Genomic DNA, 17,620 nt, shown 5'->3' with positions numbered 1-17,620 from the left:
CTCCTATTGATTCTTCATAAAGAAGATTAAAGATTGTAGTTCTATTCCTAAATCTATATGATGTACTTGAACTTTCTCAGGTACGTTTACTCTTTGAGGTGTAAAATTCAGTATTCCAGTAATACCTGCTTTTGTTATTCTATCTGCAACTTTCTGTGCAGCTTGTTGTGGTACTGTCAATATTACAACTTCAATACCAAGTTCTTCAAGTACTTTCTCGAAATCGTCCATGCTATCAATCGTTAATTTACCTACCATATTACCTACTACATTTTCAGATTGATCAAAAGCTGCTACAATTTGCATTCTATCATTAACCGTAAAGTTATAGTTAACGAGTGCAGTACCTAAGTTACCTACACCAACAATAGCTACTTTTGTCATATCATCTTGCTCTAAAGTTGTTCTGAAAAACTTTAATAAATAACTGATGTTATAGCCGTATCCTTTTTTGCCTAGTTCTCCAAAATATGAAAAATCACGACGAATTGTCGCTGAATCAATTTTGAGACCTTCACTAAGTTCTTTTGAAGACACACGGTCCACACCTGAATTATGCAAAGTGCTAACAAATCGATAGTACAGTGGCAATCGTTTCAAAGTTGCTTTTGGGATCTTCACATCATTCTTCGCCAAAATCCTCACCTTTTCTACTATAAAATAATGTGATTGCGTTCACATCTATTGGGTTAATTATATCAAACTTTTCTTGAAATAACTATACAAATATTGTATGCAAATAAGATACATTTCTTTAGTGTTTTCATGTAGAATAATAAGTAATAGAGAGGTGTAGATATGATACTTTTACAAATAAATAAATTAGAAAAGTCTTTTGACGGCGACATAATATTTTCAGATGTCGATTTTGAAGTCAAAACAGGCGAAAGAATAGCTATCGTCGGCAGAAATGGTGCTGGAAAAACCACATTGATGAAAATTATTGCTGGCAGTGAATCATATGACTCTGGAAACTTTTCTAAAGGTAAAAATGTTTCAATGGGTTATTTAACTCAACAAATGACATTAGATTCTTCCGATACTGTTATGAATGAAATGAGAAAACCTTTCGAACATATCATTAAGCTAGAACAGAAAATGAATAACTTAACAAAATGGTTAAGCGAACATGCTGAACAGTATGATAGCGAAGAATATAAAGAACAGTTATCGCAATATGAATATTTATCTAATCAATATGAACTATTAGATGGGTATCAATATGAAAGTAAAATAAAAACAGTGTTAACAGGTTTGAATTTTACTGAAGAAGATTTTGATAGAGAAATACATTCATTTAGCGGTGGTCAAAAAACAAGGTTATCAATGGCTCAAATGTTATTACGCGAACCTGATTTATTACTGCTTGATGAACCTACAAACCATTTAGATATGGAAACTACAGAATGGTTGGAAAATTATTTAATACACTTTAAGGGTGCTATTGTCATCATCAGTCATGATAGATATTTCTTAGATAAAATTGTTAATCAAGTATATGATGTGGCACTTGGTTCTGTTAAGCGTTATATCGGCAATTATAGTAAATTTCTAAAAGAAAGAGATGCCCATTATGAAAAAGTAATGGCTGAATATGAAAGACAGCAAAGTGAAATTAAAAAATTAGAAACATTTGTTGAGAAAAATATAACGAGAGCATCAACAAGTGGTATGGCAAAAAGTCGTAGAAAAGTTCTTGAAAGAATGGAAAAAATCGAAAAACCAAGGCTAGATGCTAAAAGCGCTCAAATAGCTTTTGAAATTAACCGTTCAACGGGTGAAGATGTTTTATCTGTTAAAAACTTAGAAATTGGCTACTCTAATCGTATTACACCCCCTATAAATTTAGAGGTAAAAAGACACGACCGAATTGCTATAATCGGTCCAAATGGTATTGGGAAATCCACATTAATAAAAACGATTGCCCAAAAACTAGAATCATTATCTGGTGATATACGTTATGGTTCCAATGTTCAAATCGGTTATTACGATCAAAAACAAGCTGAATTTAAATCTAATTTAACGATTTTAGATTATGTTTGGAATCAATATTCTCATATGCCAGAAAAAGATATTAGAACGATTCTTGGGCGTTTTTTATTTACACAAGAAGAAGTTAAAAAAATAATCAATGATTTATCTGGTGGAGAAAAAGCTAGATTACAGCTTGCATTACTCATGTTAGAAAAAAATAACTTACTCATTTTAGATGAGCCTACAAACCATTTAGATATTGATTCAAAAGAAATGTTAGAACAAGCTCTACAAAATTATGAAGGTACACTCTTATTTGTAACTCATGATCGTTACTTTATTAATGAACTTGCTAACAAAATATTTAATATTACTGCTGATGGTAACGAATTATTCCAGGGAGATTATCAATATTACTTAGAAAAATTAGAGCAACGAGAAGCAATCGAAAACTATGAACAAAGTAACAAAAAGCAAACCGCTTCTACTAATGATGATGACTTCTATATTAATCAGAAACAACAAAAGAAAGAAAAAAGAAAATTAGAAAGACAACTTGAAGAAATAGAAAGTAATATATCTGAATATGAATCACTTATAGAAGATTATGAATATCAACTTACTTTGCCTGAAGTATTTAATGATATTGAAAAGAGTAATCAAATTAATAAACAAAGAATAGATACAGAACATCTGCTCGAAGAAAGTATGAATAATTGGGAAGAAATACAAAATCAATTAGATTAATTTAAAAGTATTAGAGTTATTTTTACACTCTAATACTTTTATTTTTTTATATTTAGCCACATTTTTATTCACATTAAAAAGTCTTGTTTTACTAGTAGTCCACAGAGTTATCCTACTTATCCACAGGTAAATTACACAAACCTTTCTTTTTAATAATAAGTTATCCACAAATATTTAAAAAGATATACTTAGTTTATCCACAAAATGTGCTTAACTTGTGCACAAGTACAAATGTTCCGTATTGACTTTATTAATTAAGCATGTACTTCATACTAAGAAAGTAAAGATTATTAATTAAAAATATATTTAAACATAATTTTTTAATAATATAGAAAATATTAGTAGATTTAAAATCTAAAAAGCCTTATAATTCAGGTAACCAATTTCTTTTTAATTTTCAAAATTTATATATTTTATTAAATTGGCTAATTTCACTAATCATTGGTCTGATATGAAACAGAAGGGATGGTAGTTCATGAAAGAAAATAATGAAAATATAGAGCGCTATTCAACCCAGGCTAAAGAATTACTAAATCTTAAAATTATAACTAAAGATGAATATGAGGAAAGAATACAAGACTACACTGATTACACAAATAGTGAAGGTAAGTATTCACGAAAACAATAGCATTATCTTAATACTTATAGTATTTAATAGATTTATCATATACATGCCTATTTGAAACAAAAATAAGCATATCACTTAACTGATTATTTCAGTTTAAAAGTGATATGCCTATTTTTTATAGTTTACGATTTTGTTCGTGTAAGCTTGCCAATAGAAAATTTATTGTTTAAAAACAACTCTAATCCATCATTTCTATATCTAATGAACTTTTTCCATTAAGCTTCATGTCCGCTGTCTTACCGTTTATATAAAGGTAATGAGCTACTGAACCAATCATCGCAGCATTATCTGTACAGAGATTTAGAGGTGGTATTTTTAATTCTATTTGTTCTCTTTCACATTCTTGCGCCAATACTTTTCTAAGCCCTTTGTTTGCGGCAACTCCTCCTGCCACGACTAGCTGGTCTACTTTATATTCTTTAATGGCAGACATCGTTTTACCTACAAGAACTTCTACAACACTATTTTGAAAGCTTGTTGCTACGTCTTCGGGTATAATTTCTTCATTTTTTTGTCGTTTGTTATGAAGTGTATTTATAACAGCACTTTTCAAACCACTAAAACTAAAATCATAACTATCTTTTTCTAACCATACTCTTGGGAAATTTAAATTATCTTGCCCAATTTCTGCTAATCGATCTACTTCTGGTCCACCTGGATAAGGTAATCCTATTGTTCTAGCTACTTTATCATATGCTTCGCCTACAGCATCATCTCTTGTTTCACCTATTATTTCAAAGTTTAAATGATCTTCCATATAAATTAATTCTGTATGACCACCTGATACAATTAGCGCCATTAATGGGAATTGTAGAGGCTGAATTAGATTGTTAGCGTATATGTGACCAGCAATATGGTGTACTGGGATTAATGGCTTTTGGTAACTAAATGCTAAAGCTTTAGCACTCGCTACACCTACCAATAATGCCCCAATTAATCCTGGACCTTCTGTAACAGCAATGGCATCTATCTCTTCCATAGTCATCTCTGCATTTTTCAAAGCTTCATCGACTACTCGAGTAATCACTTCTACATGTTGTCTACTCGCTACTTCAGGTACTACTCCACCAAACTTCTTATGTGTCATCATCTGTGTTACGACTTCGTTACTTAATATTTCTTTACCATCTTTAATCACACTAGCTGCAGTTTCATCACAACTTGTTTCAATACTTAATATTATAGATTCACACATTTTTTAGACTCACCCACATTACTTTTGCATCCTCTCCGTCGCCATAATAATTTTTTCTGACGCCACCATAAGTAAACCCTGCTTTTTCATATACATGTCTTGCTACATCATTTTCAATTCTTACTTCTAAACTCATTGTTGTGCATGTTGAACTCGCAAAATTCATTACGTATTCTAATAACAATTGACCGACTCCGCTATTTCTATAATTTCTACTTACTGAAATCGTCGTAATTTGTGCTTGATCTATCACGAGCCACAAACCACAATAAGCAATAATTTCTTCACCTAGCGATACTACAAAATAATGAGCAAATTCATTCTTCTCTAATTCATGATAAAAAGCTTCCATCGACCACGAACTATTAGTGAAACTCTGCTTTTCTATTTCATAAACTTGAGGGACATCTTCCATTGACATTTTTCTAATTTCTAACGTGTTGTCTGATTGTTTTTCCAATTTTGTTCCGCCTCTGATAATTTTAAATATCGTGGTTTTAGTTCGTGTACATTTTTAACAGGTTCTTCTTTAATATCATACATTCTAGAAGCATCTGGTAAATAAGATTTTATTTCACCTGCTAATTGATCTTGGAGCTTCTCAGCATCTTTCCCTACATATATATATGTTTTGTTTAATGACTCCAAGTATTCTTTAAGTGCTTCTATAGAGATGTACGTATCTTCCATTACATTTGTTAATACATTATCTTCATACTTATATACACCAGTAAAGACATGATTACGTCTTGCATCAAATATAGGGACGATTAGCGTTTCTTTTATATCAGTTGTATGTGCCAAGGCTTTTAAAGAAGACACTTCATAAACTGGTATATTAAGTGCATATGCTAAAGTTTTAGCTGTAGTGATACCAATCCTTAATCCCGTATAAGAACCTGGTCCATTTGCTACTACAATTTCAGTTAAATCTTTAGGTACAATATTGGCTTCTTTTAACATATTCTCAATTACTGGCATCAATTGTAACGAGTGATTCTTTTTTATATTTGATTGATGATTAAGTAATATTTGGTTTTCATTCATAATTGCAACGGCTAATGGTTGATTGGAAGTATCAATCAGTAATGTCGTCATTATTTAACAACTCCTTCAATTGTTTATAGTGTTCACCTTTTGAAACAATTTCAAACGTTCTTGTATGCTCATCTAATCTCTTAATATTAATTTCTAATCTCTCTTCAGGTAGATAATCTTCAATGAATGTACTCCATTCGATTAATGTAACACCATCACCATTAAAATACTCATCAAAACCTAAATCTTCATCGCTATCTTCTAATCTATAACAATCCATATGATGAAAAGGCAATTTTCCTTTGTATGATTTAATTATATTAAAGGTAGGTGAATTAATATTTCGCTTAACGCCTAGAGCTTTACCAAAAAATTGGCTAAATGTCGTTTTACCTGCCCCTAAATCACCATTAAGCAAAATGACATCATTTTTCGATACATGCTTTGCTAATTTTTCTGCAATATTTTTAGTTTGATCTAATGTTTGAACTTCAATATACAAATGTAACACCTACCTTTAATTTTACTAAGTTAAACTAACTGAATTATTATAACAAATAATTAAAAAATTGGGTAATGAATGGTTTTTTATCACTAAAGCGCTTACATTGTCTAAATATTTAGAAAAATCAAAATCTTCTGTTGACATGTCCCGAAATATGGGTTAAATTTAGTACATAAATTTTTTAATTATTCAAAATATATCGAAAAATAAAGATTCTCATTTAAGAAGAAAGGACGAGTTGTAATGAAATTCTATATGACGGCACATAAACCGACAACTGAATATAGCTTAATAGTAATTTTATTACGCTCAGTAGGACTCGAACAACAGTAACTTGCAATTTACTGTATGGTTTAAGTCCTATTTCTACTTGAATGGGACTCGTAAACAGCGTCCCATTATATTGGGAGGCTGTTTTTTTATTTTCTAGAGGAGTGTAAATATGAGAAGTGACATGATCAAAAAAGGTGACCAACAAGCACCTGCAAGAAGCTTATTACATGCAACAGGACAAATTAAAGACCCAACAGATATGAACAAACCGTTTATTGCTATCTGTAACTCTTACATCGACATTGTCCCAGGACATGTTCATCTAAGAGAGTTAGCTGATGTTGCTAAAGAAGCAATCAGAGAAGCAGGTGGTATTCCATTCGAATTTAATACGATTGGTGTAGACGATGGCATTGCAATGGGACATATTGGCATGCGCTACTCATTACCAAGTAGAGAAGTTATTGCAGATGCAGCAGAAACAGTTATTAACGCTCACTGGTTTGACGGCGTATTCTACATGCCAAACTGTGACAAAATCACACCAGGAATGTTACTAGCATCAGTTAGAACAAACGTACCAGCTATTTTCTGTTCAGGTGGACCGATGAAAGCAGGTTTATCTTCAACAGGAAAAGCATTAAACCTATCTTCAATGTTCGAAGCAGTTGGTGCATTTAAAGATGGATCAATGAGTAAAGAAGAATTCTTGGATATGGAACAAAACGCTTGTCCTACTTGTGGTTCTTGTGCAGGTATGTTTACTGCTAACTCAATGAACTGCTTAATGGAAGTGCTAGGTTTAGCTCTACCTTATAACGGAACAGCAATTGCAGTTGGTGAACAAAGAAAAGAATTAATTCGAGATGCTGCATTCAAGTTAATGGATTTAGTTAAAAATGATATTAAACCAAAAGATATCGTAACAAAAGATGCTATCGATGACGCATTTGCTTTAGATATGGCAATGGGTGGTTCTACTAACACAGTTCTACACACATTAGCTTTAGCAAATGAAGCAGGAATTGATTACGATTTAAACAGAGTAAACGAAATTGCTAAACGTACACCGTACTTATCTAAGATTGCCCCAAGCTCATCTTACTCAATGCATGATGTACATGAAGCTGGTGGTGTTCCAGCAATCATTGGTGAATTGCTGACTATGGATAATGTATTACATCCAGATAGAATTACCGTAACTAGTAAAACATTAAGAGAAAACAACGAGAATAGAGAAATTAAAAACCTCGATGTTATCCATAAAAAAGAAAACGCATTTTCAAAAACTGGAGGTTTATCAATATTATTTGGAAATATCGCTCCAGATGGTGCAGCTATTAAAGTCGGCGGAGTTGATCCATCTATTAGTAAATTCGTCGGTAAAGCGATTTGCTTCGACTCACATGATGAAGCGGTTGAAGCAATTGATAATCATACAGTACGTGAAGGTCACGTAGTTGTTATTAGATATGAAGGTCCTAAAGGTGGACCAGGAATGCCAGAAATGTTAGCCCCTACTTCATCCATCGTAGGTAGAGGTTTAGGTAAAGATGTTGCACTTATTACTGACGGAAGATTCTCTGGTGCAACAAGAGGTGTTGCTGTCGGACACATTTCACCTGAAGCTGCTGCTGGTGGCCCTATTGGATTAATTAACGATGGAGACGAAATCGTAATTGATTTAGTTAATCGTAAATTAGATGTTAATGTTTCTGACGCTGAATTACACGAAAGAAAACAAAATATCAAACCATTTAAAGCAAAAGTAAAAACTGGCTATTTAGCTAGATATACTGCCCTTGTTACAAGTGCAAATACAGGTGGCATTATGAAAGTACCAGATGAATTAATTTAAGGAGTGATTATCATGGCACTAACTACTAAATCTTATAATGAACCCGATGAAGCAACTAAGGAAAAAACAATAACTTACACAGGAGCAGAATTACTCGTACAATCATTTATTGATCAAAAAGTTGATTATATCTTTGGTTATCCTGGAGGCGCTGTTCTTCCATTATATGATGCTTTTTATGATGGTAAAGTTCCTCACATTTTAACTAGGCATGAACAAGGTGCTGTTCATGCCGCGGAAGGATATGCAAGAGTTACTGGTAAACCAGGCGTGGTTGTTGTAACAAGTGGACCTGGTGCTACAAATACAATCACAGGTATTGCAGATGCAATGAGTGACTCTATCCCTTTGATCGTTATTACTGGACAAGTGCATAGACCAGGTATTGGTAAAGATGCTTTCCAAGAAGCGGATTTACTTTCTATGACAACACCAATTACAAAACATAACTATCAAGTAACAGATGTAAAAGATATTCCAAAGATTATAGACGAAGCTTTTCATATTGCTTCTACTGGTCGTAAGGGACCAGTTGTAATCGATTTTCCTAAAGATATCGGCGTATTAGAAACAGTTGAAGTTGAACCAAGAGATTTAGATTTACCAGGTTATCAGCTTAATTTAAATCCTGAAGATAAAGAAATTGAGCAAATCATTCAAATGATGAGTGTAGCTAAAAGACCAATTATTTTAGCTGGAGCTGGTGTGAATCATGCAGAAGCTTCTAAAGAACTCACTGAATTTGCTAACAAATTTAAAATTCCAGTAGTGAATACTTTATTAGGATTAGGGTCAATTCCCTACTCTGACCCATTATTCTTAGGTATGGGCGGCATGCATGGTTCTTACGCAAGTAATATGGCACTTACAGAATGTGATTTGTTGATTAACTTTGGCAGTAGATTTGACGATAGATTAGCAAGTAAACCTGATGAGTTTGCTCAAGACGCTAAAGTTATTCATGTCGATATCGATCCAAGTGAAATCAATAAAATTATACCTACTGATTTAGGTGTTATTGCCGATGCAAAGCTCACTCTAGAAGCATTGTTAGAATATGATGCTCATGAATTAATTCATAACGAATGGTACGAACATTGTCTATCAAATAAAGCGACTTACCCATTCAGATACGATACACCTACAGATGACTTTGTTAAACCACAACAAGCAATCGAGTATATTGGTAAAATCACTGACGGTGATGCATTAGTTTCTACAGATGTAGGTCAACACCAAATGTGGGTCGCTCAATATTATCCGTTTAAAACACATGGACAAATCATTACAAGTGGTGGTCTTGGAACAATGGGATTCGGAATTCCAGCTGCAATGGGGGCGAAATTTGCATATCCTGATAAGACAGTTGTTGCCTTTGTTGGTGACGGTGGATTCCAAATGACTAATCAAGAGATGGCTATTCTTAACGAATTTGATAACGATATTAAAATTGTTCTTATCAATAATGGAACACTAGGGATGGTAAAACAGTGGCAAGATAAATTTTACAGTCAACGTTTCTCACATTCAGTATTTTCTGGACAACCTGATTTCATGAAGCTTTCAGAAAGTTATGGCGTTAAAAGTTTCATGATTGATTCAAATGAGAAATTAGAATCAACACTTGATGAAGCATTTGCACATAAAGGCCCTGCTCTTATCGAAATTAGAATATCCCCTTCTGAACCAGTACTACCAATGGTTCCAAGTGGACAACCAAATTATAAGATGGAGGGCGTGGAATAATGAAAAGAACAATTAAGACATTAGTGCTCGATAGAGCGGGCACACTCAACCGGCTTACAAGTATTTTTGTAAGGAGACAGTACAACATTGTTACTCTTTCAGCAACGCCAACTGAAACTGAAGGCATTACTAACATTACATTTATCGTCGATGTTTCAGATGAAAGTAGTATCGAAACGATCATTAAACAATTAGAAAAACAAGTGAACGTAATTTCAGCTTTAGATATTACAGAAACAAATTTATTTAATCGTGAGTTGATTCTTATAAAGCTCGGTCATCCTAGCAATTATCAAGAATTCGAATCAGTGATCGAACCTTATAAAGAACAACTCACAATTTTAAAAGATGTTGAAGAACACATCTATTTACAAGCTTTTGGAACCCATCAAACAATAGAAAATCTATTGGATGATTTAGATATATATCCAGTGACACAAGTGTCACGAACAGGTTCTGCAGGATTACTATAAAAACAAAACAAATTAACTATTGGAGGCATTTTATTATGACTAAAGTATTTTATGACAACTCGGTAACAGAAGACGCATTACAAGGTAAAAAAATTGCAGTAGTTGGGTATGGTTCTCAAGGACATGCACATGCACAAAACTTAAAAGATAACGGATATGATGTAGTTATCGGTATTCGTCCAGGTAAATCATTCGATCAAGCTAAAGAAGATGGCTTTGAAGTATATCCAGTTAACGAAGCAGTTAAACAATCTGACGTTGTAATGATTCTATTACCAGATGAAATCCAAGGACAAGTATATAAAGAAGAAATTGAACCTAATTTAGAAGCAAATAATGCATTAGTATTTGCCCATGGATTTAACATTCATTTCAAAGTCATTCAACCACCTGAAAATGTTGATGTGTTCCTAGTAGCACCTAAAGGACCAGGTCATCTTGTAAGACGTACATTTACAGAAGGCAGCGCAGTACCAGCTTTATATGCTGTGTACCAAGATGCTTCAGGTAAAGCAACTCAATTAGCGCTTAGCTATGCAAAAGGAATTGGAGCAACTCGTGCTGGTGTAATTGGTACTTCATTTGAAGAAGAAACTGAAACAGACCTATTTGGTGAACAAGCTGTATTATGTGGCGGTGTTACTAAGTTAATCCAATCAGGATTTGAAACACTAGTAGAAGCTGGATATCAACCAGAAATTGCTTATTTCGAAGTATTACACGAAATGAAATTAATCGTTGATTTAATGTATGAAGGCGGAATGGAAAACATGCGTTACTCTATTTCAAATACTGCTGAGTACGGTGACTATGTTTCAGGAGAACGCGTTATTACACCAGATGTTAAAGACAACATGAAAGCAGTATTAAAAGATATTCAATCAGGAGCATTCAGTGATAGCTTCATTAAAGATAATGAAAATGGCTTTAAAGAGTTCTTAAGAATGCGTAAAGAACAACAAGGTCATCAAATTGAATCAGTTGGTAGAGATTTACGTGACATGATGCCATTTGTTAAAGCTAAAAGCATTCAGTCCAAATAAATCATAGTAACTTAAGGAGAGGATAATTATGCCAGATCATATTCAAATATTCGATACAACTCTAAGAGACGGAGAACAAACACCTGGAGTAAACTTTTCATTCGAAGAACGTCTCAAAATTGCTAAACAACTAGAAAAATGGGGAGTAGATGTTATCGAAGCAGGATTCCCCGCTTCTAGTGAAGGTAGTTTTAAATCAGTGGAAAGTATTTCACAAGCATTAACAACAACAGCTGTATGTGGTTTAGCTAGATGTAAAAAATCAGATATTGATGCTGTACATGAATCTACAAAGTTAGCTCAACATAGACAAGTTCATGTATTTTTAGCAACTAGCCCTATCCATTTAGAATTCAAATTAAAAATGACTGAAGATGAAGTATTAGCATCGATTAAAGAGAATATCACATATGCTAAAACATTATTCGAAAACGTACAGTTTTCACCTGAAGATGCTACAAGAACACCTTTACCATTTTTAATAAAAGCAATTCAAACTGCTGTTGATGCTGGTGCTAATATAATCAATATTCCAGATACTGTAGGTTATTCGTATCCTTTAGAATATGGTCAACTCTTTAAGACAATTATTGAATCAGTTGAAAGTGACCATGAAGTGATTTATAGCTCTCATTGTCACGATGACCTAGGCATGGCCGTAGCAAACGGCCTTGCTGCTTTTGAAAATGGCGCTCGTAGAGTTGAAGGTGCAATAAATGGTATCGGAGAGCGTGCTGGTAATACTGCACTCGAAGAAATTGCACTTGCATTGTATGTAAGAAAAGACCATTACAACCTTTCTACTAATATTAATTTAGAAGAAACAAAAAATACAAGTGACATGGTCAGTCGTTATTCAGGCTTTCAAGTTCCTAGAAATAAAGCCATTGTTGGACAAAATGCATTTAGCCATGAATCAGGTATTCATCAAGATGGCATTTTGAAAAATCCAGAAACATATGAAATTATGACACCACAACTCGTCGGTGTTGTAAAAAATTCATTACCTCTAGGTAAATTATCCGGTAAACATGCTTTCAGTGAAAAACTAATAGAACTAGGCTACGACTTAACACCAGACGAACAAGTCGAAGTATTTAAACAGTTTAAATCTATTGCAGATAAGAAAAAACAAGTAACTGATCGTGATATACACGCTATTTTACGCGGCAGTGAACATGAAGAAAATGCGTATTATAAAGTTAATGCTCTTCAACTGCAATTCGTATCTAACGGCCTGCAAAGCGCAGTCGTCGTTATTGAAGATAAAGAAGGTAAAACTTATCAAGATTCATCGATTGGATCTGGTTCTATCATTTCAATTTATAATGCCATAGATAGAATTTTTGATTATTCACCTACTCTTCAACAATATAGAATTGAATCAATTACTGAAGGAACGGACGCTCAAGCTGAAGTTCATGTACAAGTTGAATTTGAAGATGAAACATATACAGGTATCGGTATTGATTACGATATTTTATATGCTTCATGCAAAGCTTATGTTGAAGCGCATGCGAAACATAGTGAAACTACATTGAAAGAAGGCGTGAAGTCATGACATACAAAATCACTGCCCTACCCGGTGATGGTATAGGCCCAGAGATTTTAACAGGTAGTTTAGAAATTTTAGAAATCCTGTCAAAGAAATTTAATTTTGAATATGAAGTAGTATCAAAAGATTTTGGAGGTATCGCCATAGATAAACATGGCGAACCTTTACCTCCTGATACATTAGAAGCATGTAAAAACAGTGATGCTATTTTGTTAGGTGCTGTTGGAGGACCTAAATGGACAGATCCTAAAAACAGACCTGAACATGGACTATTAGGTATCAGAAAAGCACTTAAACTTTTTGCTAATATTAGGCCTACAATTGTTACTGAATCAACTGCACACCTTTCTCCACTTAAAGAATCATTAGTAAAAAATACAGATTTTATCATCGTTAGAGAATTAACAGGCGGTTTATATTTTGGCGAACCAAAATATTTCGATGAAAATAAAGCTGTAGATACTCTAGCTTATTCAGTTGATGAAATAACACGAATAGCACATGTTGCTTTTAAACTAGCTCAACATAGAAATAAAGTTGTAACTTCAGTAGATAAAGAAAATGTATTAAGTTCTTCAAAATTATGGAGACAAACATTAGAAACAGTTTCAAAACAATATCCTGATGTAACTTTAAATCATTTACTCGTAGATGCTTGCAGCATGCATCTTATAACAAATCCAAGACAATTCGATGTAATTGTAACTGAAAACTTATTTGGTGATATTTTAAGCGATGAAGCATCGGTTATCCCAGGTTCATTAGGATTATCACCTTCAGCTAGCTTTGGAGAAGACGGACCTAGTTTATATGAACCTATTCATGGTTCAGCTCCTGATATCGCTGGAAAAGATATAGCAAATCCAAGTGGCATGTTATTATCTTTAGCAATGTTAATACGTGAAAGTTTAAATCAACCAGAATGTGCACAACATTTAGAAAATATCGTATTTAAAACAATAAAAGAAGGTATTTCAACAAAAGATTTAGGTGGACAATCTAGCACATCTGAAGTCTTCGAAACTATTAAAAAATCAATTTAAAAGGAGGAAACGACATGAGTCAAACATTATTTGATAAAGTATGGAATCGACATATAATAGCCGGTAAAGAAGGTGAACCACAATTATTATATATCGACTTACACCTAATACATGAAGTCACTTCTCCTCAAGCTTTTGAAGGCTTAAGATTACAAAATAGGAAAGTCCGACGACCTGATCGTACATTTGCTACGTTAGATCACAATGTACCGACAGTTGATATATTCAATATTAGAGATGAAATAGCTAATAAACAAATTCAAGCTTTGCAAAAAAACTGTGAGGCTTTCGGTGTAAAGTTATTTGATATGGGTTCAGATGAACAAGGTATTGTGCACATGGTTGGACCTGAAACAGGTTTAACACAACCAGGAAAAACAATTGTATGTGGCGATTCCCATACAGCTACACATGGCGCATTTGGTGCTATAGCTTTTGGTATTGGTACAAGTGAAGTAGAACATGTTTTTGCAACACAAACTCTATGGCAAACTAAACCTAAAAACTTAAAAATACAAGTAGATGGAAGTTTACCTAATGGTGTTTATGCCAAAGACCTTATTCTTTATTTAATCAATCAACATGGTGTAGATTTTGGAACTGGTTACGCATTAGAATTCGCTGGAGAAGCCATTGAAAATATGACGATGGATGAACGCATGACCATTTGTAATATGGCAATTGAAGCTGGCGCAAAATACGGTATGATGAAACCAGATGAAACAACTTTTGAATATGTTAAAGGTCGTGAATACCAACCTGAAAACTTTGAAGAAAAAGTAGAAGAATGGAAAGAACTCTATTCGGACGAAGACGCTACTTACGATAAAATTATCAATGTAGATGTGACCGATTTAGAACCACAAGTGACTTGGGGAACTAGTCCCGAGATGGGCGTAAGTTTTAGTACTCCTTTCCCTGAAATAAATGATTTAAATGATGAAAGAGCTTATAACTATATGGGACTTGAACCAGGTCAAACAGCAAGAGATATTCCTTTAGGATATGTATTTCTAGGTTCATGTACAAATGCTAGACTTTCAGACTTAATCGAAGCAAGTAAAATCGTAGATGGTCATACCGTCCACTCTAATATAACAGCTATTGTTGTCCCTGGTTCAAGAAGTGTTAAACTTCAAGCCGAGGCTTTAGGTCTAGACAAAATATTTAAAGACGCTGGTTTTGATTGGAGAGAACCTGGATGTTCAATGTGTCTAGGTATGAACCCAGACCAAGTACCTGATGGAGTACACTGTGCATCTACAAGTAACCGTAACTTCGAAGGAAGACAAGGTAAAGGAGCTAGAACTCATCTAGTATCCCCTGCTATGGCTGCAGCTGCTGCAATTAATGGTAGATTTGTAGATACAAGAAAGGTGGTCATTTAAATGGAACCTATTAATATATTTAATGGTAAAACTGTACCTCTATTAAATAATAATATTGATACAGATCAAATTATTCCTAAAGCATTTTTAAAACGTATTTCTAAAACAGGATTCGGACCATTTTTATTCGATGAATGGCGCTACCTTTCAGATGGCTCAGAAAATCCAGAATTCAATTTAAATAAACCTGAATATAAAGGCGCATCTATTTTAATTTCTGGAGATAACTTCGGTTGTGGTTCATCAAGAGAACACGCTGCATGGGCTTTAAAAGACTTTGGTTTTCTTATTATAATAGCTGGTAGCTTTAGTGATATCTTTTACATGAACTGTACTAAAAACGGTATGCTTCCTATTGCTATTGAAAATAAAACAGATAGAGAATCAATTGCTCAACATAGTGAAATTACAATAGATTTACCAAATCAAGAAATTATAACACCAGAAGCTAAATATCACTTCGATATTGATGCAACATGGAAAAATAAACTCGTTAATGGACTAGATGATATCGCAATTACATTAACATATGAAGACCAAATTAATGAATATGAAAAAACGCACAACTAATATAGGAGTGATAGAATGACCTTAAAAACTCGATTAAGTACCGATGATATCGAAGATGCATTTTTAAAACTTAAAGATACCGTCAAACAAACACCACTTGAAAAAGACTTATACTTATCTCAAAAATTTGATTGCAATGTATATCTAAAACGTGAAGATATGCAATGGGTAAGATCTTTTAAATTACGAGGCGCGTATTACGCGATTAATCAACTAACTGATGAACAACGTGCTAATGGCGTAAGTTGCGCAAGTGCAGGTAATCACGCACAAGGTGTTGCATTTACAGCTAAGTATTTAGGTATTAAAGCTGTAATATTCATGCCTGTTACTACTCCGTCACAAAAAATAAATCAAGTTAAATTTCATGGTGGAGAATTCGTGCAAATTGAATTGATCGGTGATACATTCGATGATTGTCTAAAACACGCACTAGAGTACACTAATAAATTTAATTTATCATTTATTGATCCATTTAATAATTTAAATACGATTGCAGGACAAGGTACTATAGCAAAAGAAATCCTAGACTTTTCTTCTGAAGAAAATATAAATTTTGATTATTGTTTTGCAGCAGTTGGAGGCGGCGGCCTTATCTCTGGAGTTGGTACTTATTTAAAAGATAAGAGCCCTTCTACACAATTAATTGGTGTTGAGCCATTAGGTGCTAGCAGTATGGCACAATCTGTGAAAGCTAATAAAGTTGTAGCACTTACAGATATAGATAAATTCGTAGATGGTGCTTCAGTAGGTAAAGTTGGCGAATTAACATTTGATATCGCTAAAAACGTTGTAGATAATTTTGTCGCAATCGATGAAGGTGAAGTGTGTAGCACAATCTTAGATATGTATTCGAAATTAGCTATTATAGCTGAGCCTGCAGGTGCTTTAAGTGTATCGGCATTAAACCATTACAAAAATGAAATTAAAGGTAAAAATGTAGTATGTATCGTCAGTGGTGGCAACAATGATATTAATAGAATGAAGGAAATAGAAGAACGTTCATTGCTATTTGAAGATATGAAACATTACTTTATTGTTAATTTCCCTCAAAGACCTGGTGCTTTAAGAGAATTTGTTAATGATGTTTTAGGACCGAATGATGATATTACTAAATTCGAGTACTTAAAGAAATCGAGTCAAAATACAGGTACCGTTATTATCGGTATACAATTAAAAGACCACAATGATCTTGATCAGCTTTATAAAAATGTTAGTGAATTTGACCCTAAATACATTTATATTAATCAAAATAAGATGCTTTACTCATTACTCATATAATACAAATGAGTCTGGGACATAAATAATTGTCCCAGACTCTCTTTTTGTATTGGCAGTAGATGACTGGTATGAAAATGCGCTTATATCAAGCTTTTTTCATACCTAGTCATCCTTTGCCGGGGTGGGACTACGAAATCTTTTTAATAAAATGAGATTTCTGTCCCACTCCCATTTGTATGTATAGAAATAGAAAGATTAGTCTTTAAATTAAATCAAAAAAAAGAGACCTAACAGGTCTCGAGTGCGGCTCATCGCATCCATTTTATAAATATTTGCCCGGCAACGTCCTACTCTCGCGGAACG

The 17,620-nt window shown here is 33.5% G+C and carries 16 protein-coding genes; 11 read left to right on the top strand and 5 right to left on the bottom strand.

Going from position 1 to position 17,620, the window contains the following annotated elements:
• Positions 1-3: 3 nt before the first annotated feature.
• Positions 4-636 (bottom strand): redox-sensing transcriptional repressor Rex, encoded by a 633-nt coding sequence (locus LQ615_RS08955; RefSeq protein WP_239704144.1) that lies wholly within the window; start codon positions 634-636, stop codon positions 4-6.
• 162 nt (positions 637-798) lie between these two features.
• On the opposite strand from LQ615_RS08955, the gene LQ615_RS08950 reads away from it, so the two are divergent.
• Together LQ615_RS08950 and LQ615_RS08945 are read left to right on the top strand one after the other, a co-directional pair.
• Complete coding sequence (locus LQ615_RS08950; protein ID WP_239704145.1) at positions 799-2,721, top strand: ABC-F family ATP-binding cassette domain-containing protein; 1,923 nt, start codon at positions 799-801, stop codon at positions 2,719-2,721.
• A 475-nt stretch (positions 2,722-3,196) separates the two neighbouring features.
• Positions 3,197-3,349, top strand: coding sequence for a hypothetical protein (locus LQ615_RS08945; protein ID WP_017001154.1), 153 nt, complete (start codon positions 3,197-3,199; stop codon positions 3,347-3,349).
• A gap of 178 nt (positions 3,350-3,527) precedes the next feature.
• On the opposite strand, the gene tsaD is transcribed toward LQ615_RS08945, so the two are convergent.
• From tsaD to tsaE, 4 genes are read right to left on the bottom strand one after another with little or no spacing between them, the layout of a single operon-like run.
• Positions 3,528-4,544 carry a tRNA (adenosine(37)-N6)-threonylcarbamoyltransferase complex transferase subunit TsaD gene (gene tsaD / locus LQ615_RS08940; protein WP_218688119.1) on the bottom strand — a complete coding sequence of 339 codons (1,017 nt, stop codon included), beginning with the start codon at positions 4,542-4,544 and terminating at the stop codon, positions 3,528-3,530.
• Positions 4,537-4,965, bottom strand: a complete 429-nt coding sequence (rimI, locus tag LQ615_RS08935) for a ribosomal protein S18-alanine N-acetyltransferase (RefSeq protein WP_369917454.1) — start codon at positions 4,963-4,965, stop codon at positions 4,537-4,539. Before rimI ends, tsaD begins: the two co-directional genes overlap by 8 nt.
• 11 nt (positions 4,966-4,976) lie before the next feature.
• Positions 4,977-5,642 (bottom strand): tRNA (adenosine(37)-N6)-threonylcarbamoyltransferase complex dimerization subunit type 1 TsaB, encoded by a 666-nt coding sequence (tsaB, locus tag LQ615_RS08930; protein WP_218708867.1) that lies wholly within the window; start codon positions 5,640-5,642, stop codon positions 4,977-4,979.
• Positions 5,623-6,084 (bottom strand): tRNA (adenosine(37)-N6)-threonylcarbamoyltransferase complex ATPase subunit type 1 TsaE, encoded by a 462-nt coding sequence (tsaE, locus tag LQ615_RS08925; protein ID WP_017001157.1) that lies wholly within the window; start codon positions 6,082-6,084, stop codon positions 5,623-5,625. Before tsaE ends, tsaB begins: the two co-directional genes overlap by 20 nt.
• A 445-nt stretch (positions 6,085-6,529) precedes the next feature.
• On the opposite strand from tsaE, the gene ilvD reads away from it, so the two are divergent.
• Genes ilvD through ilvA form a run of 9 tightly spaced genes read left to right on the top strand, consistent with a single transcriptional unit; the run spans position 6,530 to position 17,317 of the window.
• Positions 6,530-8,218 carry a dihydroxy-acid dehydratase gene (gene ilvD / locus LQ615_RS08920; RefSeq protein ID WP_017001158.1) on the top strand — a complete coding sequence of 563 codons (1,689 nt, stop codon included), beginning with the start codon at positions 6,530-6,532 and terminating at the stop codon, positions 8,216-8,218.
• 12 nt (positions 8,219-8,230) lie between these two features.
• Positions 8,231-9,964 (top strand): biosynthetic-type acetolactate synthase large subunit, encoded by a 1,734-nt coding sequence (ilvB, locus tag LQ615_RS08915; protein WP_064204916.1) that lies wholly within the window; start codon positions 8,231-8,233, stop codon positions 9,962-9,964.
• Positions 9,964-10,437, top strand: a complete 474-nt coding sequence (gene ilvN, locus LQ615_RS08910; protein ID WP_017001159.1) for an acetolactate synthase small subunit — start codon at positions 9,964-9,966, stop codon at positions 10,435-10,437. The genes ilvB and ilvN overlap by 1 nt, the downstream gene beginning before the upstream one ends.
• Positions 10,438-10,448: 11 nt before the next feature.
• On the top strand, positions 10,449-11,480 hold the full coding sequence (gene ilvC, locus LQ615_RS08905) for a ketol-acid reductoisomerase (RefSeq protein ID WP_257504811.1): 1,032 nt from the start codon (positions 10,449-10,451) through the stop codon (positions 11,478-11,480).
• A gap of 28 nt (positions 11,481-11,508) precedes the next feature.
• Positions 11,509-13,041: a 2-isopropylmalate synthase gene (locus tag LQ615_RS08900; RefSeq protein WP_017001161.1), complete on the top strand. Its 1,533-nt coding sequence runs from the start codon at positions 11,509-11,511 to the stop codon at positions 13,039-13,041.
• Positions 13,038-14,078 (top strand): 3-isopropylmalate dehydrogenase, encoded by a 1,041-nt coding sequence (gene leuB, locus LQ615_RS08895; RefSeq protein ID WP_239704146.1) that lies wholly within the window; start codon positions 13,038-13,040, stop codon positions 14,076-14,078. Before LQ615_RS08900 ends, leuB begins: the two co-directional genes overlap by 4 nt.
• A gap of 14 nt (positions 14,079-14,092) precedes the next feature.
• A complete protein-coding gene (gene leuC / locus LQ615_RS08890; RefSeq protein WP_064204915.1) occupies positions 14,093-15,466 on the top strand; it encodes a 3-isopropylmalate dehydratase large subunit in 1,374 nt (457 codons plus the stop codon).
• Complete coding sequence (gene leuD, locus LQ615_RS08885) at positions 15,467-16,036, top strand: 3-isopropylmalate dehydratase small subunit (RefSeq protein WP_017001164.1); 570 nt, start codon at positions 15,467-15,469, stop codon at positions 16,034-16,036. It begins immediately after the preceding gene.
• A gap of 15 nt (positions 16,037-16,051) precedes the next feature.
• The gene (gene ilvA / locus LQ615_RS08880; RefSeq protein ID WP_017001165.1) at positions 16,052-17,317 is read left to right on the top strand and encodes a threonine ammonia-lyase IlvA; all 1,266 of its coding nucleotides are present in this window, start codon (positions 16,052-16,054) and stop codon (positions 17,315-17,317) included.
• Positions 17,318-17,620: the final 303 nt, after the last annotated feature.

The sequence above is a fragment of the Mammaliicoccus sp. C-M13 genome (assembly GCF_022386845.1).
Taxonomy (GTDB): Bacteria; Bacillota; Bacilli; order Staphylococcales; family Staphylococcaceae; genus Mammaliicoccus; species Mammaliicoccus lentus.
The sequence above is the reverse complement of the archived record's forward strand: the minus strand, read 5'-3'. Positions and strand labels throughout refer to the sequence as shown.